This is a genomic window from Streptomyces sp. SM10 (genome assembly GCF_002910915.1).
GTDB lineage: Bacteria > Actinomycetota > Actinomycetes > Streptomycetales > Streptomycetaceae > Streptomyces.
Genome location: NZ_NEUF01000039.1, coordinates 14,366 through 31,207 on the forward strand (window position 1 = coordinate 14,366; position 16,842 = coordinate 31,207).

Genomic DNA, 16,842 nt, shown 5'->3' on the forward strand with positions numbered 1-16,842 from the left:
AGGGCCAGGTGCGGGGCAGGCGCACCATGTACACGTCCACCGGGTCCTCGTGCTCCGTGGTGAAGCCGTGCCGCTCGTACAGTCGGCGGGCCGCGCTGCCCTGGAGGACCTGGAGGCGGACCGGGGCGCGCTCGGCATCCGTACGGGCCAGAAGGCCGGCCAGGACCTCCGTGCCGATGCCACGGCCCTGGAGTTCCGGCGTGAGGTAGAAGCTCTCCAGCCACCAGCCGTCGCTCTCGTGCGGGCGCAGGGCGACACAGCCCGAGAACGCCCCGTCGAGCTCCACGATCTCGGTCTGCCCGGGTTCGTAACCGTCCCGCAGGCGCTGCCGGACTCGGTGCTCGTCGTACCGGCCCAGGCGTTCCAGGTCGGGGCGCATCACGACGGCCCGCAGCTCGGCGATGGCCTCGACGTCCTCGGGCACGGCGGGGCGCAGGCGCCAGGCCTGGACAGGGGCGTGAGTGGACATGGGCCGGATTCAATCAAAGGGGTCCGGCCACGACTGCGGGCGGACCCCTGCTGCCTCGGGAAACGGGCTACGCGACGACGTCCTCGGCCGATACGGCAGTCACGGCACGGGCCAGCATGCCAAAGCCGCTGACCATGCCCCGATCCGGCGACATTCCGAACGGCTGGGCGGGCGCCCGGGCGAATGGGTTCACGTGCTGTGCGCCGGTGCGTGTGTTTGACCCGTCCCTCACAGGGGGTAAGATCCCCGGCCCGATTGGCCAGGCCCCCGAGCCGTGTGGCACACTAGCCAGGTTGCTCGGTTGAGTGTCAATGCTGCGCGCCTCCCGCCGGGAGGACCGGAAGCGAGTCCCACAGTACTCGTCGACCCCCAGGGTCGGACGTACGGGAATCTTTCGGGAAGCGTCAGTGGGGCACTGACCAGGCACCCGGTGGGGTTTCGCCCCCGGCAGCGTGGTTTCGGCCCGCACCCCCTTGGTTGGGAAATCCTTCGGGAGATCTTCGTAGAGGGGATGCGACACGCCCGACCGCGTGGGTCGGAGGCGGAGTTAAGAGAACTCCCGGGTTCCAGAGCGTTATGAGAGACAGGACTACTAGTAGCCATGGCGGGACAGAAGATCCGCATCCGGCTCAAGGCCTACGACCACGAGGTCATCGACTCCTCGGCGAAGAAGATCGTCGAGACGGTGACCCGCACTGGTGCGTCGGTCGCGGGCCCGGTGCCGCTGCCCACTGAGAAGAACGTGTACTGCGTCATCAAGTCGCCGCACAAGTACAAGGACTCTCGCGAGCACTTCGAGATGCGCACGCACAAGCGCCTCATCGACATTCTCGACCCCACCCCGAAGACGGTTGACTCGCTGATGCGTCTCGACCTGCCGGCTGGCGTCGACATCGAGATCAAGCTCTGAAGGGACGGGCCGAGATGAGCAAGAACATCAAGGGCGTCCTGGGCGAGAAGCTCGGCATGACCCAGGTCTGGGACGAGAACAACCGGGTTGTCCCGGTGACCGTCGTCAAGGCCGGTCCGTGCGTCGTGACGCAGGTCCGTACGAACGACAGCGACGGCTACGAGTCGGTGCAGATCGCCTTCGGCGAGATCGACCCGCGCAAGGTGAACAAGCCCCTCAAGGGTCACTTCGCCAAGGCCGACGTCACCCCGCGCCGCCACCTGGTGGAGCTCCGCACCCCTGACGCCAGCGAGTACACGCTGGGCCAGGAGGTCACTGCCGAGGTGTTCGAGTCCGGCGTCAAGGTTGACGTCACGGGCAAGAGCAAGGGCAAGGGCTTCGCCGGTGTCATGAAGCGTCACAACTTCAAGGGCCTCGGCGCCGGACACGGCGTCCAGCGCAAGCACCGTTCCCCCGGTTCGATCGGTGGCTGCGCCACCCCTGGGCGTGTCTTCAAGGGCATGCGCATGGCCGGTCGGATGGGTAACGAGCGCGTCACCACCCAGAACCTGACCATCCACGCGGTTGACGCGGAGAAGGGTCTGCTGCTCATCAAGGGCGCAGTCCCCGGTCCGAACGGCGGCCTCGTCCTGGTCCGTACCGCGGCCAAGGGGGCTTGAGGTAATGAGCACCATTGACATCCTTTCGCCGGCAGGCGACAAGGCCGGTACCGTCGAGCTCCCCGCGGAGATCTTCGACGCGAAGACCAGCGTTCCGCTGATCCACCAGGTCGTTGTCGCACAGCTGGCAGCTGCCCGTCAGGGCACGCACAAGACCAAGCGTCGTGGCGAAGTCCGTGGTGGTGGCCGCAAGCCGTACCGCCAGAAGGGCACCGGCCGCGCGCGCCAGGGTTCGACCCGTGCGCCGCAGTTCGCCGGCGGTGGCGTCGTCCACGGCCCGCAGCCGCGTGACTACTCGCAGCGCACCCCGAAGAAGATGAAGGCCGCCGCCCTGCGCGGTGCCCTCTCGGACCGGGCGCGTCACTCCCGCATCCACGTCGTCACCGGCGTGGTCGAGGGTGGGATCTCCACCAAGGCCGCCAAGACGCTGTTCGGCAAGATCTCGGAGCGCAGCAACCTGCTCCTGGTCGTCGACCGCGCCGACGAGGCCGCGTGGCTGTCCGCGCGCAACCTGCCCCAGGTGCACATCCTGGAGCCGGGCCAGCTGAACACGTACGACGTGATCGTCTCTGACGACGTGGTCTTCACCCAGGCCGCTTTCGAGTCCTTCGTGTCTGGCCCCCAGACCGCTGAGACCGAAGGGAGCGCCGCCTGATGAGTGAGGCGACCGTTACCAGCAAGACCTACTCGGACCCGCGTGACGTTCTCGTCAAGCCGGTTGTTTCCGAGAAGAGCTACGCGCTGCTCGACGAGAACAAGTACACGTTCATCGTCGCGCCCGGCTCCAACAAGACCCAGATCAAGCAGGCCGTGGAAGCGGTCTTCTCGGTCAAGGTCACCGGGGTCAACACGATCAACCGGCAGGGTAAGCGCAAGCGCACCAAGACCGGCTTCGGCAAGCGCGCCGACACGAAGCGCGCCATCGTGACCCTCGCCGAGGGCGACCGTATCGACATCTTCGGCGGCCCGACCTCCTGACGGAGGTCGAGTCGTCCGGAATCGGACGAGGACTGAGAAATGGGTATCCGCAAGTACAAGCCGACGACCCCGGGCCGTCGTGGCTCCAGCGTCGCCGACTTTGTCGAGATCACGCGGTCCACGCCGGAGAAGTCGCTGGTCCGCCCCCTGCACAGCAAGGGCGGCCGTAACAACGCCGGTCGTGTGACCGTTCGCCACCAGGGCGGTGGCCACAAGCGCGCCTACCGAGTGATCGACTTCCGTCGTCACGACAAGGACGGCGTGCCGGCCAAGGTCGCGCACATCGAGTACGACCCCAACCGCACCGCGCGCATCGCGCTGCTGCACTACGCGGACGGCGAGAAGCGTTACATCGTCGCCCCCCGTGGTCTGTCGCAGGGTGACCGCGTCGAGAACGGGCCGACCGCAGACATCAAGCCGGGCAACAACCTGGCGCTGCGCAACATCCCGGTCGGTACGACCATCCACGCCATCGAGATCCGTCCCGGTGGCGGCGCGAAGTTCGCCCGTTCCGCGGGTGCCTCCGTGCAGCTGCTGGCGAAGGAGGGCACGATGGCCCACCTTCGTATGCCTTCCGGCGAGATCCGGCTGGTCGACGCCCGCTGCCGCGCCACGATCGGTGAGGTCGGCAACGCCGAGCAGTCGAACATCAACTGGGGCAAGGCCGGCCGCATGCGCTGGAAGGGCGTTCGCCCGACCGTCCGCGGTGTCGCGATGAACCCGGTTGACCACCCGCACGGTGGTGGTGAAGGCAAGACCTCCGGTGGACGTCACCCGGTCTCGCCGTGGGGTCAGAAGGAGGGTCGTACTCGCTCGCCGAAGAAGGCATCGAGCAAGTACATCGTCCGCCGCCGCAAGACGAACAAGAAGCGCTAGGAGCGGGTTTAGATGCCGCGCAGTCTCAAGAAGGGGCCCTTCGTCGACGGCCACCTCATCAAGAAGGTGGACGTACAGAACGAGGCAGGCACCAAGAACGTCATCAAGACCTGGTCCCGTCGCTCGATGATCGTCCCGGCAATGCTGGGCCACACCATCGCGGTGCACAACGGCAAGATCCACGTCCCGGTGTTCGTCACCGAGTCGATGGTCGGCCACAAGCTCGGCGAGTTCTCGCCGACTCGCACCTTCCGCGGCCACGTCAAGGACGACCGGAAGTCGAAGCGCCGCTAAGCGCGGGGTGGAAACGACTATGACTTACACCGAAGGGACAACCATGGAAGCCAGGGCCCAGGCGCGGTACATCCGCGTCACGCCCATGAAGGCCCGCCGCGTGGTGGACCTCATCCGTGGCATGGATGCCACGGAGGCTCAGGCGGTCCTGCGTTTCGCCCCGCAGGCCGCGAGCGTGCCGGTTGGCAAGGTGCTGGACAGCGCCATCGCCAACGCTGCACACAACTACGACCACACCGACGCCTCTTCGCTGGTCATCAGCGAGGCGTACGTGGACGAGGGCCCGACCCTGAAGCGGTTCCGTCCGCGTGCCCAGGGCCGTGCCTACCGGATCCGTAAGCGGACCAGCCACATCACCGTGGTCGTCAGCAGCAAGGAAGGAACCCGGTAATGGGCCAGAAGGTTAACCCGCATGGGTTCCGACTCGGCATTACCACGGACTTCAAGTCCCGTTGGTACGCCGACAAGCTGTACAAGGACTACGTCAAGGAAGACGTCGCCATTCGTCGCATGATGACGAAGGGCATGGAGCGGGCCGGCATCTCGAAGGTCGAGATCGAGCGCACCCGCGACCGCGTCCGCGTTGACATCCACACCGCCCGCCCGGGCATCGTCATCGGTCGCCGTGGCGCCGAGGCCGACCGCATCCGTGGCGAGCTGGAGAAGCTGACCGGCAAGCAGGTCCAGCTGAACATCCTCGAGGTCAAGAACCCCGAGGTGGACGCTCAGCTGGTGGCCCAGGCCGTCGCCGAGCAGCTCTCCTCCCGCGTCTCCTTCCGTCGTGCCATGCGTAAGAGCATGCAGAGCACGATGAAGGCCGGCGCCAAGGGCATCAAGATCCAGTGCGGTGGCCGCCTCGGCGGCGCCGAGATGTCCCGCTCGGAGTTCTACCGCGAGGGCCGCGTGCCCCTGCACACGCTCCGTGCGAACGTCGACTACGGCTTCTTCGAGGCCAAGACGACCTTCGGCCGCATCGGTGTGAAGGTCTGGATCTACAAGGGCGACGTCAAGAACATCGCCGAGGTCCGCGCCGAGAACGCAGCGGCTCGCGCCGGCAACCGTCCGGCTCGTGGCGGCGCTGACCGCCCGGCCGGCCGTGGTGGCCGTGGTGGCGAGCGCGGCGGTCGCGGCCGCAAGCCGCAGCAGTCCGCGCCGGCAGCCGAGGCCCCCAAGGCCGACGCTCCCGCCGCCGCTGCTCCGGCTGAGAGCACCGGAACGGAGGCCTGACCGAAATGCTGATCCCCCGTAGGGTCAAGCACCGCAAGCAGCACCACCCGAAGCGCAGCGGTATGTCCAAGGGTGGCACGCAGGTTGCGTTCGGCGAGTACGGCATCCAGGCGCTGTCCCCGGCGTACGTGACGAACCGCCAGATCGAGGCAGCTCGTATCGCGATGACCCGCCACATCAAGCGTGGCGGCAAGGTCTGGATCAACATCTACCCGGACCGCCCCCTGACGAAGAAGCCTGCCGAGACCCGCATGGGTTCCGGTAAGGGTTCTCCCGAGTGGTGGATCGCGAACGTCAAGCCCGGTCGGGTGATGTTCGAGCTGTCCTACCCGAACGAGAAGATTGCTCGTGAGGCGCTCACCCGCGCTGCTCACAAGCTTCCGATGAAGTGCCGGATCGTTCGGCGCGAGGCAGGTGAGTCGTGATGTCGGCCGGTACCAAGGCGTCCGAGCTGCGCGAGCTGGGCAACGAGGAGCTTCTCAACAAGCTCCGCGAGGCCAAGGAAGAGCTGTTCAACCTCCGCTTCCAGGCGGCGACCGGACAGCTCGAGAACCACGGTCGGCTCAAGTCCGTCCGTAAGGACATCGCCCGGATCTACACCCTGATGCGCGAGCGCGAGCTGGGCATCGAGACGGTGGAGAGCGTCTGATGAGCGAGAGCACTGTGACTGAGACCAAGAAGACCGACCGCGGTTTCCGTAAGACCCGCGAGGGTCTGGTCGTCAGCGACAAGATGGACAAGACCGTCGTCGTCGCTGTCGAGGACCGCGTCAAGCACGCGCTGTACGGCAAGGTCATCCGCCGTACGAACAAGCTCAAGGCCCACGACGAGCAGAACGCTGCAGGCGTCGGCGACCGCGTCATCATCATGGAGACGCGTCCGCTGTCCGCCACGAAGCGCTGGCGCATCGTCGAGATCCTCGAGAAGGCCAAGTAATTCCTGAGGGGTTTCCCTCAGGTCAGTTCCGCCAGGCTCGGTGAGGGAGCTCCGTAAGTCACTTACGGAGCTCCCCGCCGGGAACCGGCAGACGATCAGGAGATAGACGTGATCCAGCAGGAGTCGCGACTGCGCGTCGCCGACAACACGGGTGCGAAGGAAATTCTCACCATCCGTGTTCTCGGTGGCTCGGGTCGCCGCTACGCGGGCATCGGTGACGTCATCGTCGCCACCGTCAAGGACGCGATCCCCGGTGGCAACGTGAAGAAGGGTGACGTCGTCAAGGCCGTCATCGTTCGCACCGTCAAGGAGCGTCGCCGTCCGGATGGCTCGTACATCCGCTTCGACGAGAACGCCGCTGTCATTCTCAAGAACGACGGCGACCCCCGCGGCACCCGTATCTTCGGCCCCGTGGGCCGAGAGCTGCGCGAGAAGAAGTTCATGAAGATCATCTCGCTCGCGCCGGAGGTGCTGTAAGCATGAAGATCAAGAAGGGCGACCTGGTTCAGGTCATCACCGGTAAGGACAAGGGCAAGCAGGGCAAGGTCATCGTTGCCTTCCCCGCTCAGGACCGCGTCCTCGTCGAGGGTGTCAACCGGGTCAAGAAGCACACCAAGGCCGGTCAGACGGCTCGCGGTTCGCAGACGGGTGGCATTGTCACCACCGAGGCCCCGATTCACGTCAGCAACGTACAGCTGGTCGTGGAGAAGGACGGCAACAAGGTCGTCACCCGCGTCGGCTACCGCTTTGACGACGAGGGCAAGAAGATCCGCGTTGCCAAGCGGACCGGTGAGGACATCTGATGACGACCACCACTGCGCCGCGTCTCAAGACGCGCTACCGCGAGGAAATCGCCGGCAAGCTGCGTGAGGAGTTCTCGTACGAGAACGTCATGCAGGTTCCGGGTCTGGTCAAGATCGTGGTCAACATGGGTGTGGGCGACGCCGCCCGCGACTCCAAGCTGATCGACGGGGCCGTCAAGGACCTCACCACGATCACCGGTCAGAAGCCGGCCGTCACGAAGGCCCGCAAGTCGATCGCGCAGTTCAAGCTGCGCGAGGGGCAGCCGATCGGCTGCCACGTCACCCTCCGTGGTGACCGCATGTGGGAGTTCCTGGACCGTACGCTGTCGCTCGCGCTTCCGCGTATCCGTGACTTCCGTGGCCTGTCGCCGAAGCAGTTCGACGGCCGTGGCAACTACACCTTCGGTCTCACGGAGCAGGTCATGTTCCACGAGATCGACCAGGACAAGATCGACCGGGTCCGGGGCATGGACATCACCGTGGTCACCACGGCGACCAACGACGACGAGGGTCGTGCCCTGCTTCGTCACCTCGGCTTCCCGTTCAAGGAGAACTGACCGTGGCGAAGAAGGCTCTGATCGCTAAGGCCGCCCGCAAGCCGAAGTTCGGCGTCCGGGGTTACACCCGGTGCCAGCGCTGCGGCCGGCCCCACTCCGTCTACCGCAAGTTCGGCCTCTGCCGCGTGTGCCTTCGTGAGATGGCTCACCGTGGCGAGCTGCCGGGCGTGACCAAGAGCTCCTGGTAATTCTCCGTCGCCTCCGGGCGTCAGAGGACCAGAAAGCTCTCGGTAAGTATCCGGTCGGCAGGAGCCCCGCTCTTCATGCCGTAGGCTAGAAGGGTTGGGCGCCTGCCGCCCTGACCGACTTACTACGCCGTAGGTCCCCGCACCGCACCCGTCCCGCCACTGAGTGGGGAGAGGGATGGCGCATACAGGAAACCCCGGCGAGAGAGGCCGAAGGCCAACTCATGACCATGACTGATCCCATCGCAGACATGCTCACGCGTCTGCGTAACGCGAACTCGGCGTATCACGACGATGTCGCCATGCCGCACAGCAAGATCAAGTCGCACATCGCGGAGATCCTCCAGCAGGAGGGCTTCATCACCGGCTGGAAGGTCGAGGACGCCGAGGTCGGCAAGAGCCTCGTTCTCGAGCTGAAGTTCGGGCCGAACCGCGAGCGTTCGATCGCCGGCATCAAGCGCATCTCGAAGCCGGGTCTGCGTGTGTACGCAAAGTCCACCAACCTGCCGAAGGTTCTCGGCGGCCTGGGCGTGGCGATCATCTCCACGTCCCACGGCCTCCTGACCGGCCAGCAGGCAGGCAAGAAGGGCGTAGGTGGGGAAGTCCTCGCCTACGTCTGGTAGTCGGGAAAGGAAGGAAAGCTCATGTCGCGAATCGGCAAGCTCCCCATCCAGGTTCCCGCCGGTGTGGACGTCACCATCGATGGCCGTACGGTCGCGGTGAAGGGCCCCAAGGGTTCCCTCTCGCACACCGTCGCCGCGCCGATCGAGGTCACCAAGGGTGAGGACGGCGTGCTCAGCGTCGTCCGCCCGAACGACGAGCGTCAGAACAAGGCCCTTCACGGCCTGTCCCGCACGCTGGTGGCGAACATGATCACCGGTGTGACCCAGGGATACAGCAAGGCGCTCGAGATCAGTGGTGTCGGTTACCGCGTCCAGGCGAAGGGCTCCAACCTGGAGTTCGCCCTGGGCTACAGCCACCCGATCCTCATCGAGGCTCCGGAAGGCATCACCTTCAAGGTCGAGTCGCCCACGAAGCTCAGCGTCGAGGGCATCGACAAGCAGAAGGTCGGCGAGGTAGCCGCCAACATCCGCAAGCTGCGGAAGCCCGACCCGTACAAGGCCAAGGGCGTCAAGTACGCCGGCGAGGTCATCCGGCGCAAGGTCGGAAAGGCTGGTAAGTAGCCATGGCATACGGTGTGAAGATCGCCAAGGGCGACGCGTACAAGCGTGCCGCTCTCAAGCGGCGCCATATCCGCGTCCGCAAGCACATCTCCGGTTCGCCGGAGCGTCCCCGCTTGGTCGTGACGCGTTCCAACCGTCACATCGTCGCCCAGGTCATCGACGACATCGCGGGCCACACGCTCGCGTCGGCGTCGACCCTGGACACGTCGATCCGTGGTGCGGAGGGCGACAAGAGCGCCCAGGCCAAGCAGGTCGGTGCCCTGGTCGCCGAGCGTGCCAAGGCTGCAGGCGTCGAGGCCGTCGTGTTTGACCGCGGCGGTAACCAGTACGCCGGGCGGATTGCCGCTCTGGCTGACGCCGCCCGTGAAGCCGGGCTGAAGTTCTAAGCCCCGGTTCCTACGCACAGCGGACGTAACAGAGAGAGGTAAATCCAATGGCTGGACCCCAGCGCCGCGGAAGCGGTGCCGGTGGCGGCGAGCGGCGGGACCGGAAGGGCCGTGACGGTGCTGCGGCCGAGAAGACCGCGTACGTCGAGCGCGTCGTCGCGATCAACCGCGTCGCCAAGGTAGTGAAGGGTGGTCGTCGCTTCAGCTTCACCGCGCTGGTCGTGGTGGGCGATGGTGACGGCACCGTCGGTGTCGGATACGGCAAGGCCAAGGAAGTTCCCGCGGCCATCGCCAAGGGCGTCGAAGAGGCCAAGAAGAGCTTCTTCAAGGTCCCGCGTATCCAGGGCACCATCCCTCACCCGATCCAGGGCGAGAAGGCTGCGGGCGTCGTCCTGCTCAAGCCTGCTTCCCCCGGTACCGGTGTGATCGCGGGTGGCCCGGTGCGCGCCGTTCTGGAGTGCGCCGGCGTTCACGACATCCTGTCGAAGTCGCTCGGTTCTTCGAACCCGATCAACATCGTGCACGCGACCGTGGCGGCCCTCCAGGGCCTGCAGCGTCCCGAGGAGATCGCGGCTCGCCGCGGTCTGCCCCTCGAGGACGTCGCCCCCGCGGCTCTGCTCCGTGCGCGTGCGGGAGCGGGTGCGTAATGGCTCGCCTCAAGATCACGCAGACGAAGTCGTACATCGGCAGCAAGCAGAACCACCGCGACACCCTGCGTTCGCTCGGGCTCAAGCGCCTGAACGACTCGGTTGTCAAGGAGGACCGCCCCGAGTTCCGCGGAATGGCCAACGCCGTCCGCCACCTCGTGACGGTTGAGGAGGTTGACTGACATGGCGGAGAACAGCCCGCTGAAGGCCCACAACCTCCGGCCTGCCCCGGGCGCCAAGACCGCCAAGACCCGTGTGGGTCGTGGTGAGGCGTCCAAGGGTAAGACCGCAGGCCGTGGTACCAAGGGTACGAAGGCTCGTTACCAGGTTCCGGAGCGCTTCGAGGGTGGCCAGATGCCCCTCCATATGCGTCTCCCGAAGCTCAAGGGCTTCAAGAACCCGTTCCGCACGGAGTACCAGGTCGTGAACCTGGACAAGCTCTCGACGCTCTACCCCGAGGGTGGAGAGGTCACGGTGGCCGACCTGGTCGCCAAGGGCGCTGTGCGCAACAACCACCTCGTCAAGGTCCTCGGACAGGGCGAGATCTCCGTGGCGCTGCAGGTTTCGGTTGACGCCGTCTCCGGCTCCGCCAAGGAGAAGATCGCCGCCGCGGGCGGCACCGTCACCGAACTCGTCTGAGACAACTCGGACAGGTCTGTGGCCTGAACACCCGACCGGGGATGCCTCTCATTTGGGGCATCCCCGGTTGGTCGTTCCTAGGGGGGCATGTCCGCCGGTAAGGTGGCGTGCGTTGTTGATGTGGTAAGTCCCGGGCAAGCGCCCGGGTTCCTTTGGCTGTTACGTAACCGTCGATCCTCAAGACCGTCACCTCACGCTTTTGCGCGGGGGTCGCAGGAGGCACCGTGCTCACCGCGTTCGCCCGGGCGTTCAAGACGCCCGACCTGCGCAAGAAGCTGCTCTTCACGCTCGGCATCATCGTGCTCTACCGTCTCGGGGCGCACATTCCCGTACCGGGGGTGAGCTACGAGAACGTCCAGACCTGTGTCGACCAGGCAAGCAAGGGCAACAACAGCCTCTTCGGTCTGGTCAACATGTTCAGCGGTGGTGCACTGCTGCAGATCACGATCTTCGCGCTCGGCATCATGCCGTACATCACGGCCAGCATCATTCTTCAGCTGCTGACCGTCGTCATCCCCAGGCTCGAAGCCCTCAAGAAGGAGGGGCAGTCGGGCACGGCCAAGATCACGCAGTACACGCGTTATCTGACCGTCGCGCTGGCCATCCTCCAGGGCACCGGCCTGGTGGCGACCGCCCGCAGCGGCGCGCTCTTCAGCGGCTGCCCCGTCGCCGACCAGATCGTGCCCAACCAGTCGATCTTCACGACCATCGTCATGGTGATCACCATGACCGCCGGCACCGCCTGCGTCATGTGGCTCGGTGAGCTCATCACCGACCGCGGCATCGGCAACGGCATGTCGATCCTGATGTTCATCTCGATCGCCGCCAGCTTCCCCGGCGCCCTGTGGGCCATCAAGCAGAGCGGCAAGCTGGCCGACGGATGGATCGAGTTCATCACGGTCATCCTCATCGGCTTCGTGATGGTCGGTCTCGTCGTCTTCGTCGAGCAGGCCCAGCGACGGGTCCCCGTGCAGTACGCGAAGCGGATGATCGGACGCCGGTCCTACGGTGGTACGTCCACTTACATCCCGCTGAAGGTCAACCAGGCGGGTGTGATTCCCGTCATCTTCGCTTCTTCGCTGCTCTACATTCCTGCTCTAATCGTTCAGTTCTCCAACTCCACCGCGGGCTGGGCGACCTGGATTCAGAACCACTTCGTCAAGGGCGACCACCCGTACTACATCGCGACGTACTTCCTGTTGATCGTGTTCTTCGCATTCTTCTATGTGGCGATCTCGTTCAACCCCGAGGAAGTCGCCGACAACATGAAGAAGTATGGTGGCTTCATCCCGGGTATCCGGGCAGGTCGACCTACCGCCGAGTATCTGAGCTACGTGCTCAACCGGATCACTTGGCCGGGCTCGCTGTACCTGGGTCTGATCGCTCTGGTGCCGACGATGGCGTTGGCAGGCTTCGGTGGCGCTAACCAGAACTTCCCGTTCGGCGGGACGAGCATCCTGATCATCGTGGGTGTGGGTCTGGAGACCGTGAAGCAGATCGAGAGTCAGCTCCAGCAGCGCAATTACGAAGGGTTCCTCCGCTGATGCGAATCGTCCTCGTCGGGCCGCCCGGTGCCGGTAAGGGAACGCAGGCCGCGTTCCTTGCCGCGAATCTCTCGATTCCGCACATCTCCACGGGCGACCTCTTCCGCGCCAACATCAGCCAGGGCACCGACCTTGGCAAGCAGGCCCGTGCCTACATGGACGCGGGTCAGCTGGTGCCGGACGAAGTCACCATCGCGATGGCCAAGGACCGCATGGCCCAGGCGGATGCCGAGAACGGCTTCCTCCTGGACGGCTTCCCCCGCAACGTGGGGCAGGCCGCGGCGCTCGACGAGATGCTTCTCAGCGAGGGCGTCAAGCTGGACGCGGTTCTTGACCTCGAGGTCCCCGAGGACGAGGTGGTCAAGCGCATCGCGGGCCGCCGTATCTGCCGGAACGACAGCGCGCACGTCTTCCACGTGACGTACAACCCGTCGAAGACCGAAGGCGTCTGTGACGCCTGCGGCGGCGAGCTGTACCAGCGGGACGACGACACCGAGGAGACGGTCCGGACCCGTCTCGAGGTCTACCACACGCAGACCGAGCCGATCATCGACTACTACCGGTCCCAGGGCCTGGTCGTGACGATCTCCGCGCTCGGCAAGGTCACCGAGGTGACCGAGCGGGCCATGGAGGCTCTCAAGAAGTCCGACGAGGGCTGACCCCCTCCGTCTCCACCTCTGCAGCCGGCCGCGGCGCCCTCGGGCGTCGCGGCCGATTGTTTGCGCCGTATCGTGGGGTACGGCCCGACATCCACCTCCGCACCCAGAAAGGCGCCCAGCGATGGTGCAGATCAAGACCCCCGAGCAGATCGCGAAGATGCGCGAGGCGGGCCTCGTCGTCGCTGCCGTTCACGCCGCCACGCGCGAGGCGGCCGTCCCCGGGGCCACCACGAGGGACCTGGACGAGGTCGCCCGCAAGGTGATCGCCGACCACGGCGCGAAGTCGAACTTCCTGGGCTACGGCGGATTTCCCGCCACCATCTGCACCTCGGTGAACGAGGTCGTCGTGCACGGCATCCCGGACGAGAAGACCGTTCTCAAGGACGGCGACATCATCTCGATCGACGCCGGCGCGATCATCGACGGCTGGCACGGGGACGCCGCGTACACCGCGTTCGTGGGCACCGGTCACGCTCCTGAGCTCGTCGAGCTCTCCCGGGTGACCGAGGAGTCCATGTGGGCCGGGATCGCCGCGATGAAGGTGAACAACCGGCTCGTCGACATCTCGAAGGCCATCGAGTCCTACATCCGTCGCCAGCCCCGGCCGGCGACCGGCAAGTACGGGATCATCGAGGACTACGGCGGCCACGGCATCGGCACCGAGATGCACATGGACCCGCACCTGCTGAACTACGTCTCCCGCAAGCGCGGCAAGGGGATCAAGCTGGTCCCGGGCGTCTGCCTGGCCATCGAGCCCATGGTGTCGCTGGGCACGGCGCAGACGAAGGTCCTCGCCGACGAGTGGACGGTCCTGACGACCGACGGCACCTGGTCCTCGCACTGGGAGCACTCGATCGCGCTGACGGAGCAGGGCCCGCTGGTCCTGACCGCCCCGGACTGCGGCCGCGCGAAGCTCGCGCAGTACGGCGTCGAGGCCGCTCCCGACCCGCTGGGCTGAGGACCGTACGGCTGATCCGTGTCTAAGGATCAGGCTAAGTGGGCAAACTTGACGGATTCGTCTTTTGGAGTCCGCTGACGTAGACTGACTCGTCGGCTCTCGTGCATCAGTGTGTCCGTATGTCTGGACGCCGGATGGTGTGAGTCGATCAAGGTAGCCGATTCGAAGGGCGAAGCGTGGCCAAGAAGCAAGGTGCCATCGAAATTGAGGGCACCGTGATCGAGTCCCTCCCGAACGCCATGTTCAAGGTGGAACTCCAGAACGGTCACAAAGTCCTCGCGCACATCAGCGGCAAGATGCGGATGCACTACATCCGCATCCTCCCGGATGACCGGGTCGTCGTGGAGCTGTCTCCCTACGACCTGACGCGTGGCCGGATCGTCTACCGGTACAAGTAGATCTTGCCGCCATCCCGCTTCGGCGTGGTGTGGGCACTGACCCGGAGAACCTGACATCCCATGAAGGTCAAGCCGAGCGTCAAGAAGATCTGCGACAAGTGCAAGGTGATCCGCCGTCACGGCCGGGTCATGGTCATCTGCGACAACCTGCGCCACAAGCAGCGCCAGGGCTGACGCACGACCCCCTGCATCTCGCAGTTCTTCGCGCGACGCACGTAAACGTACATACGCAGAGCCCGTCCACGCTTCGGCTGACGACACCTCCGGCGGGGGCCGGGGACCTGGGCGTACCACCTCCTCCCACGCGGTCGAGGTCGGCGTCCGGGAGCGGCACTGCGGAAGACCCCCGACATAACAACTGGAGCCATTGAATGGCACGCGTTTCAGGTGTTGACATCCCGCGCGAAAAGCGCGTGGAGGTTGCCCTCACCTACGTCTTCGGCATCGGGCGTACCCGGTCCAAGGAGATCCTCGCCACCACCGGCGTGAACCCCAACACCCGCGTTCGTGACCTGGCCGAAGAGGACCTGGTCAAGATCCGCGAGTACGTGGACGCCAACCTCCGCACCGAGGGTGACCTTCGCCGCGAGATCCAGGGCGACATTCGCCGCAAGATCGAGATCGGCTGCTACCAGGGCATCCGCCACCGTCGTGGCCTGCCCGTCCACGGTCAGCGCACCAGCACCAACGCGCGTACCCGTAAGGGCCCGCGTCGCGCCATCGCCGGTAAGAAGAAGCCGGGCAAGAAGTAGTCCTCAGCGGACGCACTGCGGATATCCGGGTCACCGGACGTCCGCGGAAACCAGCGGTCTTCGCTGTAGGACCGATCACCTCCCCTCTCCATCTGGAGTCAAGACATGCCCCCCAAGGGTCGTCAGGGCGCAGCCAAGAAGGTGCGTCGCAAGGAAAAGAAGAACGTCGCTCACGGCCACGCGCACATCAAGAGCACGTTCAACAACACGATCGTCTCGATCACGGACCCCTCGGGCAACGTGATCTCCTGGGCCTCCGCCGGCCACGTCGGCTTCAAGGGCTCGCGCAAGTCCACCCCCTTCGCCGCGCAGATGGCCGCCGAGTCGGCCGCCCGCCGCGCGCAGGAGCACGGCATGCGCAAGGTCGACGTCTTCGTCAAGGGTCCCGGCTCCGGCCGTGAGACCGCGATCCGCTCCCTCCAGGCCACGGGCCTCGAGGTCGGTTCGATCCAGGACGTCACCCCGACGCCGCACAACGGCTGCCGTCCGCCGAAGCGTCGCCGCGTCTGATCCGTCACGGCCGGTGACGGCCGTGCGGCAGTAGCGTGGGTCCGGGCGGTATGTCCCTTCGGGGGCGTGCCGCCCGTACCCTTGTTTCATCTGTCGGGCATCAAATAGCGGGTGCCCACGACTGAAGGATCACCACATGCTTATCGCTCAGCGTCCGTCGCTGACCGAAGAGGTCGTCGACGAGTTCCGCTCCCGGTTCGTGATCGAGCCGCTGGAGCCGGGCTTCGGTTACACCCTCGGCAACTCCCTGCGTCGCACGCTCCTCTCCTCGATTCCCGGTGCCGCTGTCACCAGCATCCGGATCGACGGAGTCCTGCACGAGTTCACCACCGTGCCGGGCGTCAAGGAGGACGTGACCGACCTCATCCTCAACATCAAGCAGCTGGTCGTCTCCTCGGAGCACGACGAGCCGGTCGTGATGTACCTGCGCAAGCAGGGCCCCGGCCTGGTCACCGCTGCTGACATCGCCCCGCCGGCCGGTGTCGAGGTCCACAACCCGGACCTGGTCCTGGCCACGCTGAACGGCAAGGGCAAGCTGGAGATGGAGCTGACCGTCGAGCGCGGTCGCGGCTACGTCTCCGCCGTCCAGAACAAGCAGGTGGGCCAGGAGATCGGCCGGATCCCGGTCGACTCCATCTACTCGCCGGTGCTCAAGGTCACGTACAAGGTCGAGGCGACCCGTGTCGAGCAGCGCACCGACTTCGACAAGCTGATCGTCGACGTCGAGACCAAGCAGGCCATGCGTCCCCGTGACGCCATGGCGTCGGCCGGTAAGACCCTGGTCGAGCTGTTCGGTCTGGCGCGCGAGCTCAACATCGACGCCGAGGGCATCGACATGGGCCCGTCCCCGACGGACGCCGCGCTCGCCGCCGATCTGGCGCTGCCGATCGAGGAGCTCGAGCTCACGGTCCGTTCGTACAACTGCCTCAAGCGCGAGGGCATCCACTCCGTGGGTGAGCTCGTGGCGCGCTCCGAGGCGGACCTGCTCGACATCCGCAACTTCGGTGCGAAGTCGATCGACGAGGTCAAGGCGAAGCTGGCCGGTATGGGCCTCGCGCTCAAGGACTCGCCTCCCGGCTTCGACCCGACCGCCGCCGCCGACGCCTTCGGCGCCGACGACGACGCGGACGCCGGCTTCGTGGAGACCGAGCAGTACTGAGTCGCCTCCCGGCTGGGGGCTCCCGGATTTCAGGGTGCCCCGTGCCGGGGCGAGGGCTTCTGTCCTCAATCGCCGGACGGGCTTGATTTTGGCTGATGTCCGGCTGACGTTC

The 16,842-nt window shown here is 65.8% G+C and carries 29 protein-coding genes and 1 pseudogene; 29 read left to right on the plus strand and 1 reads right to left on the minus strand.

Features of this window, described 5'->3' with window-relative positions:
* Positions 1 to 13: 13 nt before the first annotated feature.
* Positions 14 to 469, minus strand: a pseudogene (locus B9S57_RS03695) (GNAT family N-acetyltransferase); the annotation flags it as partial.
* A gap of 601 nt (positions 470 to 1,070) precedes the next feature.
* Between B9S57_RS03695 and rpsJ the strand changes: the two are divergent.
* The 29 genes from rpsJ (at position 1,071) to B9S57_RS03845 (ending at position 16,730) form a co-directional block, all read left to right on the plus strand.
* Positions 1,071 to 1,379: a 30S ribosomal protein S10 gene (gene rpsJ / locus B9S57_RS03700; protein ID WP_003948644.1), complete on the plus strand. Its 309-nt coding sequence runs from the start codon at positions 1,071 to 1,073 to the stop codon at positions 1,377 to 1,379.
* A 14-nt stretch (positions 1,380 to 1,393) separates the two neighbouring features.
* Complete coding sequence (gene rplC, locus B9S57_RS03705) at positions 1,394 to 2,038, plus strand: 50S ribosomal protein L3 (protein ID WP_014154591.1); 645 nt, start codon at positions 1,394 to 1,396, stop codon at positions 2,036 to 2,038.
* A gap of 4 nt (positions 2,039 to 2,042) precedes the next feature.
* A complete protein-coding gene (rplD, locus tag B9S57_RS03710; protein ID WP_103514097.1) occupies positions 2,043 to 2,693 on the plus strand; it encodes a 50S ribosomal protein L4 in 651 nt (216 codons plus the stop codon).
* Positions 2,693 to 3,016, plus strand: coding sequence for a 50S ribosomal protein L23 (rplW, locus tag B9S57_RS03715; RefSeq protein ID WP_014154589.1), 324 nt, complete (start codon positions 2,693 to 2,695; stop codon positions 3,014 to 3,016). The genes rplD and rplW overlap by 1 nt, the downstream gene beginning before the upstream one ends.
* 39 nt (positions 3,017 to 3,055) lie before the next feature.
* The gene (gene rplB / locus B9S57_RS03720) at positions 3,056 to 3,892 is read left to right on the plus strand and encodes a 50S ribosomal protein L2 (RefSeq protein ID WP_103514098.1); all 837 of its coding nucleotides are present in this window, start codon (positions 3,056 to 3,058) and stop codon (positions 3,890 to 3,892) included.
* A 12-nt stretch (positions 3,893 to 3,904) separates the two neighbouring features.
* Positions 3,905 to 4,186, plus strand: a complete 282-nt coding sequence (gene rpsS / locus B9S57_RS03725; RefSeq protein ID WP_003966956.1) for a 30S ribosomal protein S19 — start codon at positions 3,905 to 3,907, stop codon at positions 4,184 to 4,186.
* Between the two features lie 43 nt (positions 4,187 to 4,229).
* Positions 4,230 to 4,577: a 50S ribosomal protein L22 gene (rplV, locus tag B9S57_RS03730; protein WP_004571827.1), complete on the plus strand. Its 348-nt coding sequence runs from the start codon at positions 4,230 to 4,232 to the stop codon at positions 4,575 to 4,577.
* The gene (gene rpsC / locus B9S57_RS03735) at positions 4,577 to 5,413 is read left to right on the plus strand and encodes a 30S ribosomal protein S3 (protein WP_014047784.1); all 837 of its coding nucleotides are present in this window, start codon (positions 4,577 to 4,579) and stop codon (positions 5,411 to 5,413) included. Before rplV ends, rpsC begins: the two co-directional genes overlap by 1 nt.
* 5 nt (positions 5,414 to 5,418) lie before the next feature.
* Entirely contained in the window at positions 5,419 to 5,838 is a 420-nt protein-coding gene (gene rplP / locus B9S57_RS03740; RefSeq protein WP_014154587.1) for a 50S ribosomal protein L16, read from the plus strand.
* A complete protein-coding gene (gene rpmC / locus B9S57_RS03745) occupies positions 5,838 to 6,062 on the plus strand; it encodes a 50S ribosomal protein L29 (protein WP_014047786.1) in 225 nt (74 codons plus the stop codon). The genes rplP and rpmC overlap by 1 nt, the downstream gene beginning before the upstream one ends.
* Positions 6,062 to 6,349 (plus strand): 30S ribosomal protein S17, encoded by a 288-nt coding sequence (gene rpsQ / locus B9S57_RS03750; protein WP_103514099.1) that lies wholly within the window; start codon positions 6,062 to 6,064, stop codon positions 6,347 to 6,349. Before rpmC ends, rpsQ begins: the two co-directional genes overlap by 1 nt.
* Positions 6,350 to 6,457: 108 nt before the next feature.
* On the plus strand, positions 6,458 to 6,826 hold the full coding sequence (gene rplN / locus B9S57_RS03755) for a 50S ribosomal protein L14 (RefSeq protein ID WP_003974257.1): 369 nt from the start codon (positions 6,458 to 6,460) through the stop codon (positions 6,824 to 6,826).
* A gap of 2 nt (positions 6,827 to 6,828) precedes the next feature.
* Positions 6,829 to 7,152, plus strand: a complete 324-nt coding sequence (gene rplX, locus B9S57_RS03760) for a 50S ribosomal protein L24 (protein ID WP_014047788.1) — start codon at positions 6,829 to 6,831, stop codon at positions 7,150 to 7,152.
* The gene (gene rplE / locus B9S57_RS03765; RefSeq protein WP_073718383.1) at positions 7,152 to 7,709 is read left to right on the plus strand and encodes a 50S ribosomal protein L5; all 558 of its coding nucleotides are present in this window, start codon (positions 7,152 to 7,154) and stop codon (positions 7,707 to 7,709) included. The genes rplX and rplE overlap by 1 nt, the downstream gene beginning before the upstream one ends.
* Before the next feature lie 2 nt (positions 7,710 to 7,711).
* Positions 7,712 to 7,897, plus strand: a complete 186-nt coding sequence (locus B9S57_RS03770) for a type Z 30S ribosomal protein S14 (RefSeq protein WP_003948630.1) — start codon at positions 7,712 to 7,714, stop codon at positions 7,895 to 7,897.
* Between the two features lie 221 nt (positions 7,898 to 8,118).
* Positions 8,119 to 8,517 (plus strand): 30S ribosomal protein S8, encoded by a 399-nt coding sequence (rpsH, locus tag B9S57_RS03780; RefSeq protein WP_073792868.1) that lies wholly within the window; start codon positions 8,119 to 8,121, stop codon positions 8,515 to 8,517.
* Between the two features lie 21 nt (positions 8,518 to 8,538).
* Positions 8,539 to 9,078: a 50S ribosomal protein L6 gene (rplF, locus tag B9S57_RS03785; RefSeq protein ID WP_103514100.1), complete on the plus strand. Its 540-nt coding sequence runs from the start codon at positions 8,539 to 8,541 to the stop codon at positions 9,076 to 9,078.
* A gap of 2 nt (positions 9,079 to 9,080) precedes the next feature.
* Entirely contained in the window at positions 9,081 to 9,464 is a 384-nt protein-coding gene (rplR, locus tag B9S57_RS03790; RefSeq protein ID WP_033297607.1) for a 50S ribosomal protein L18, read from the plus strand.
* A gap of 47 nt (positions 9,465 to 9,511) precedes the next feature.
* Positions 9,512 to 10,111: a 30S ribosomal protein S5 gene (gene rpsE / locus B9S57_RS03795; protein WP_103514101.1), complete on the plus strand. Its 600-nt coding sequence runs from the start codon at positions 9,512 to 9,514 to the stop codon at positions 10,109 to 10,111.
* A complete protein-coding gene (rpmD, locus tag B9S57_RS03800) occupies positions 10,111 to 10,293 on the plus strand; it encodes a 50S ribosomal protein L30 (RefSeq protein ID WP_103514102.1) in 183 nt (60 codons plus the stop codon). Before rpsE ends, rpmD begins: the two co-directional genes overlap by 1 nt.
* 1 nt (position 10,294) lies before the next feature.
* Entirely contained in the window at positions 10,295 to 10,750 is a 456-nt protein-coding gene (rplO, locus tag B9S57_RS03805) for a 50S ribosomal protein L15 (RefSeq protein WP_103514103.1), read from the plus strand.
* Between the two features lie 224 nt (positions 10,751 to 10,974).
* Entirely contained in the window at positions 10,975 to 12,294 is a 1,320-nt protein-coding gene (gene secY / locus B9S57_RS03810; protein WP_103514104.1) for a preprotein translocase subunit SecY, read from the plus strand.
* The gene (locus tag B9S57_RS03815; RefSeq protein WP_103514105.1) at positions 12,294 to 12,953 is read left to right on the plus strand and encodes an adenylate kinase; all 660 of its coding nucleotides are present in this window, start codon (positions 12,294 to 12,296) and stop codon (positions 12,951 to 12,953) included. The genes secY and B9S57_RS03815 overlap by 1 nt, the downstream gene beginning before the upstream one ends.
* A 121-nt stretch (positions 12,954 to 13,074) precedes the next feature.
* Positions 13,075 to 13,911, plus strand: a complete 837-nt coding sequence (gene map, locus B9S57_RS03820; RefSeq protein WP_103514106.1) for a type I methionyl aminopeptidase — start codon at positions 13,075 to 13,077, stop codon at positions 13,909 to 13,911.
* Between the two features lie 176 nt (positions 13,912 to 14,087).
* Entirely contained in the window at positions 14,088 to 14,309 is a 222-nt protein-coding gene (infA, locus tag B9S57_RS03825) for a translation initiation factor IF-1 (protein WP_003956442.1), read from the plus strand.
* Positions 14,310 to 14,369: 60 nt separating this feature from the next.
* Positions 14,370 to 14,483, plus strand: coding sequence for a 50S ribosomal protein L36 (gene rpmJ, locus B9S57_RS03830; RefSeq protein WP_003956441.1), 114 nt, complete (start codon positions 14,370 to 14,372; stop codon positions 14,481 to 14,483).
* A gap of 197 nt (positions 14,484 to 14,680) precedes the next feature.
* Positions 14,681 to 15,061: a 30S ribosomal protein S13 gene (rpsM, locus tag B9S57_RS03835; protein ID WP_014047799.1), complete on the plus strand. Its 381-nt coding sequence runs from the start codon at positions 14,681 to 14,683 to the stop codon at positions 15,059 to 15,061.
* Positions 15,062 to 15,166: 105 nt separating this feature from the next.
* Positions 15,167 to 15,571 carry a 30S ribosomal protein S11 gene (gene rpsK / locus B9S57_RS03840; protein WP_003956432.1) on the plus strand — a complete coding sequence of 135 codons (405 nt, stop codon included), beginning with the start codon at positions 15,167 to 15,169 and terminating at the stop codon, positions 15,569 to 15,571.
* Positions 15,572 to 15,707: 136 nt separating this feature from the next.
* Positions 15,708 to 16,730, plus strand: a complete 1,023-nt coding sequence (locus B9S57_RS03845) for a DNA-directed RNA polymerase subunit alpha (protein WP_003966937.1) — start codon at positions 15,708 to 15,710, stop codon at positions 16,728 to 16,730.
* Positions 16,731 to 16,842: the final 112 nt, after the last annotated feature.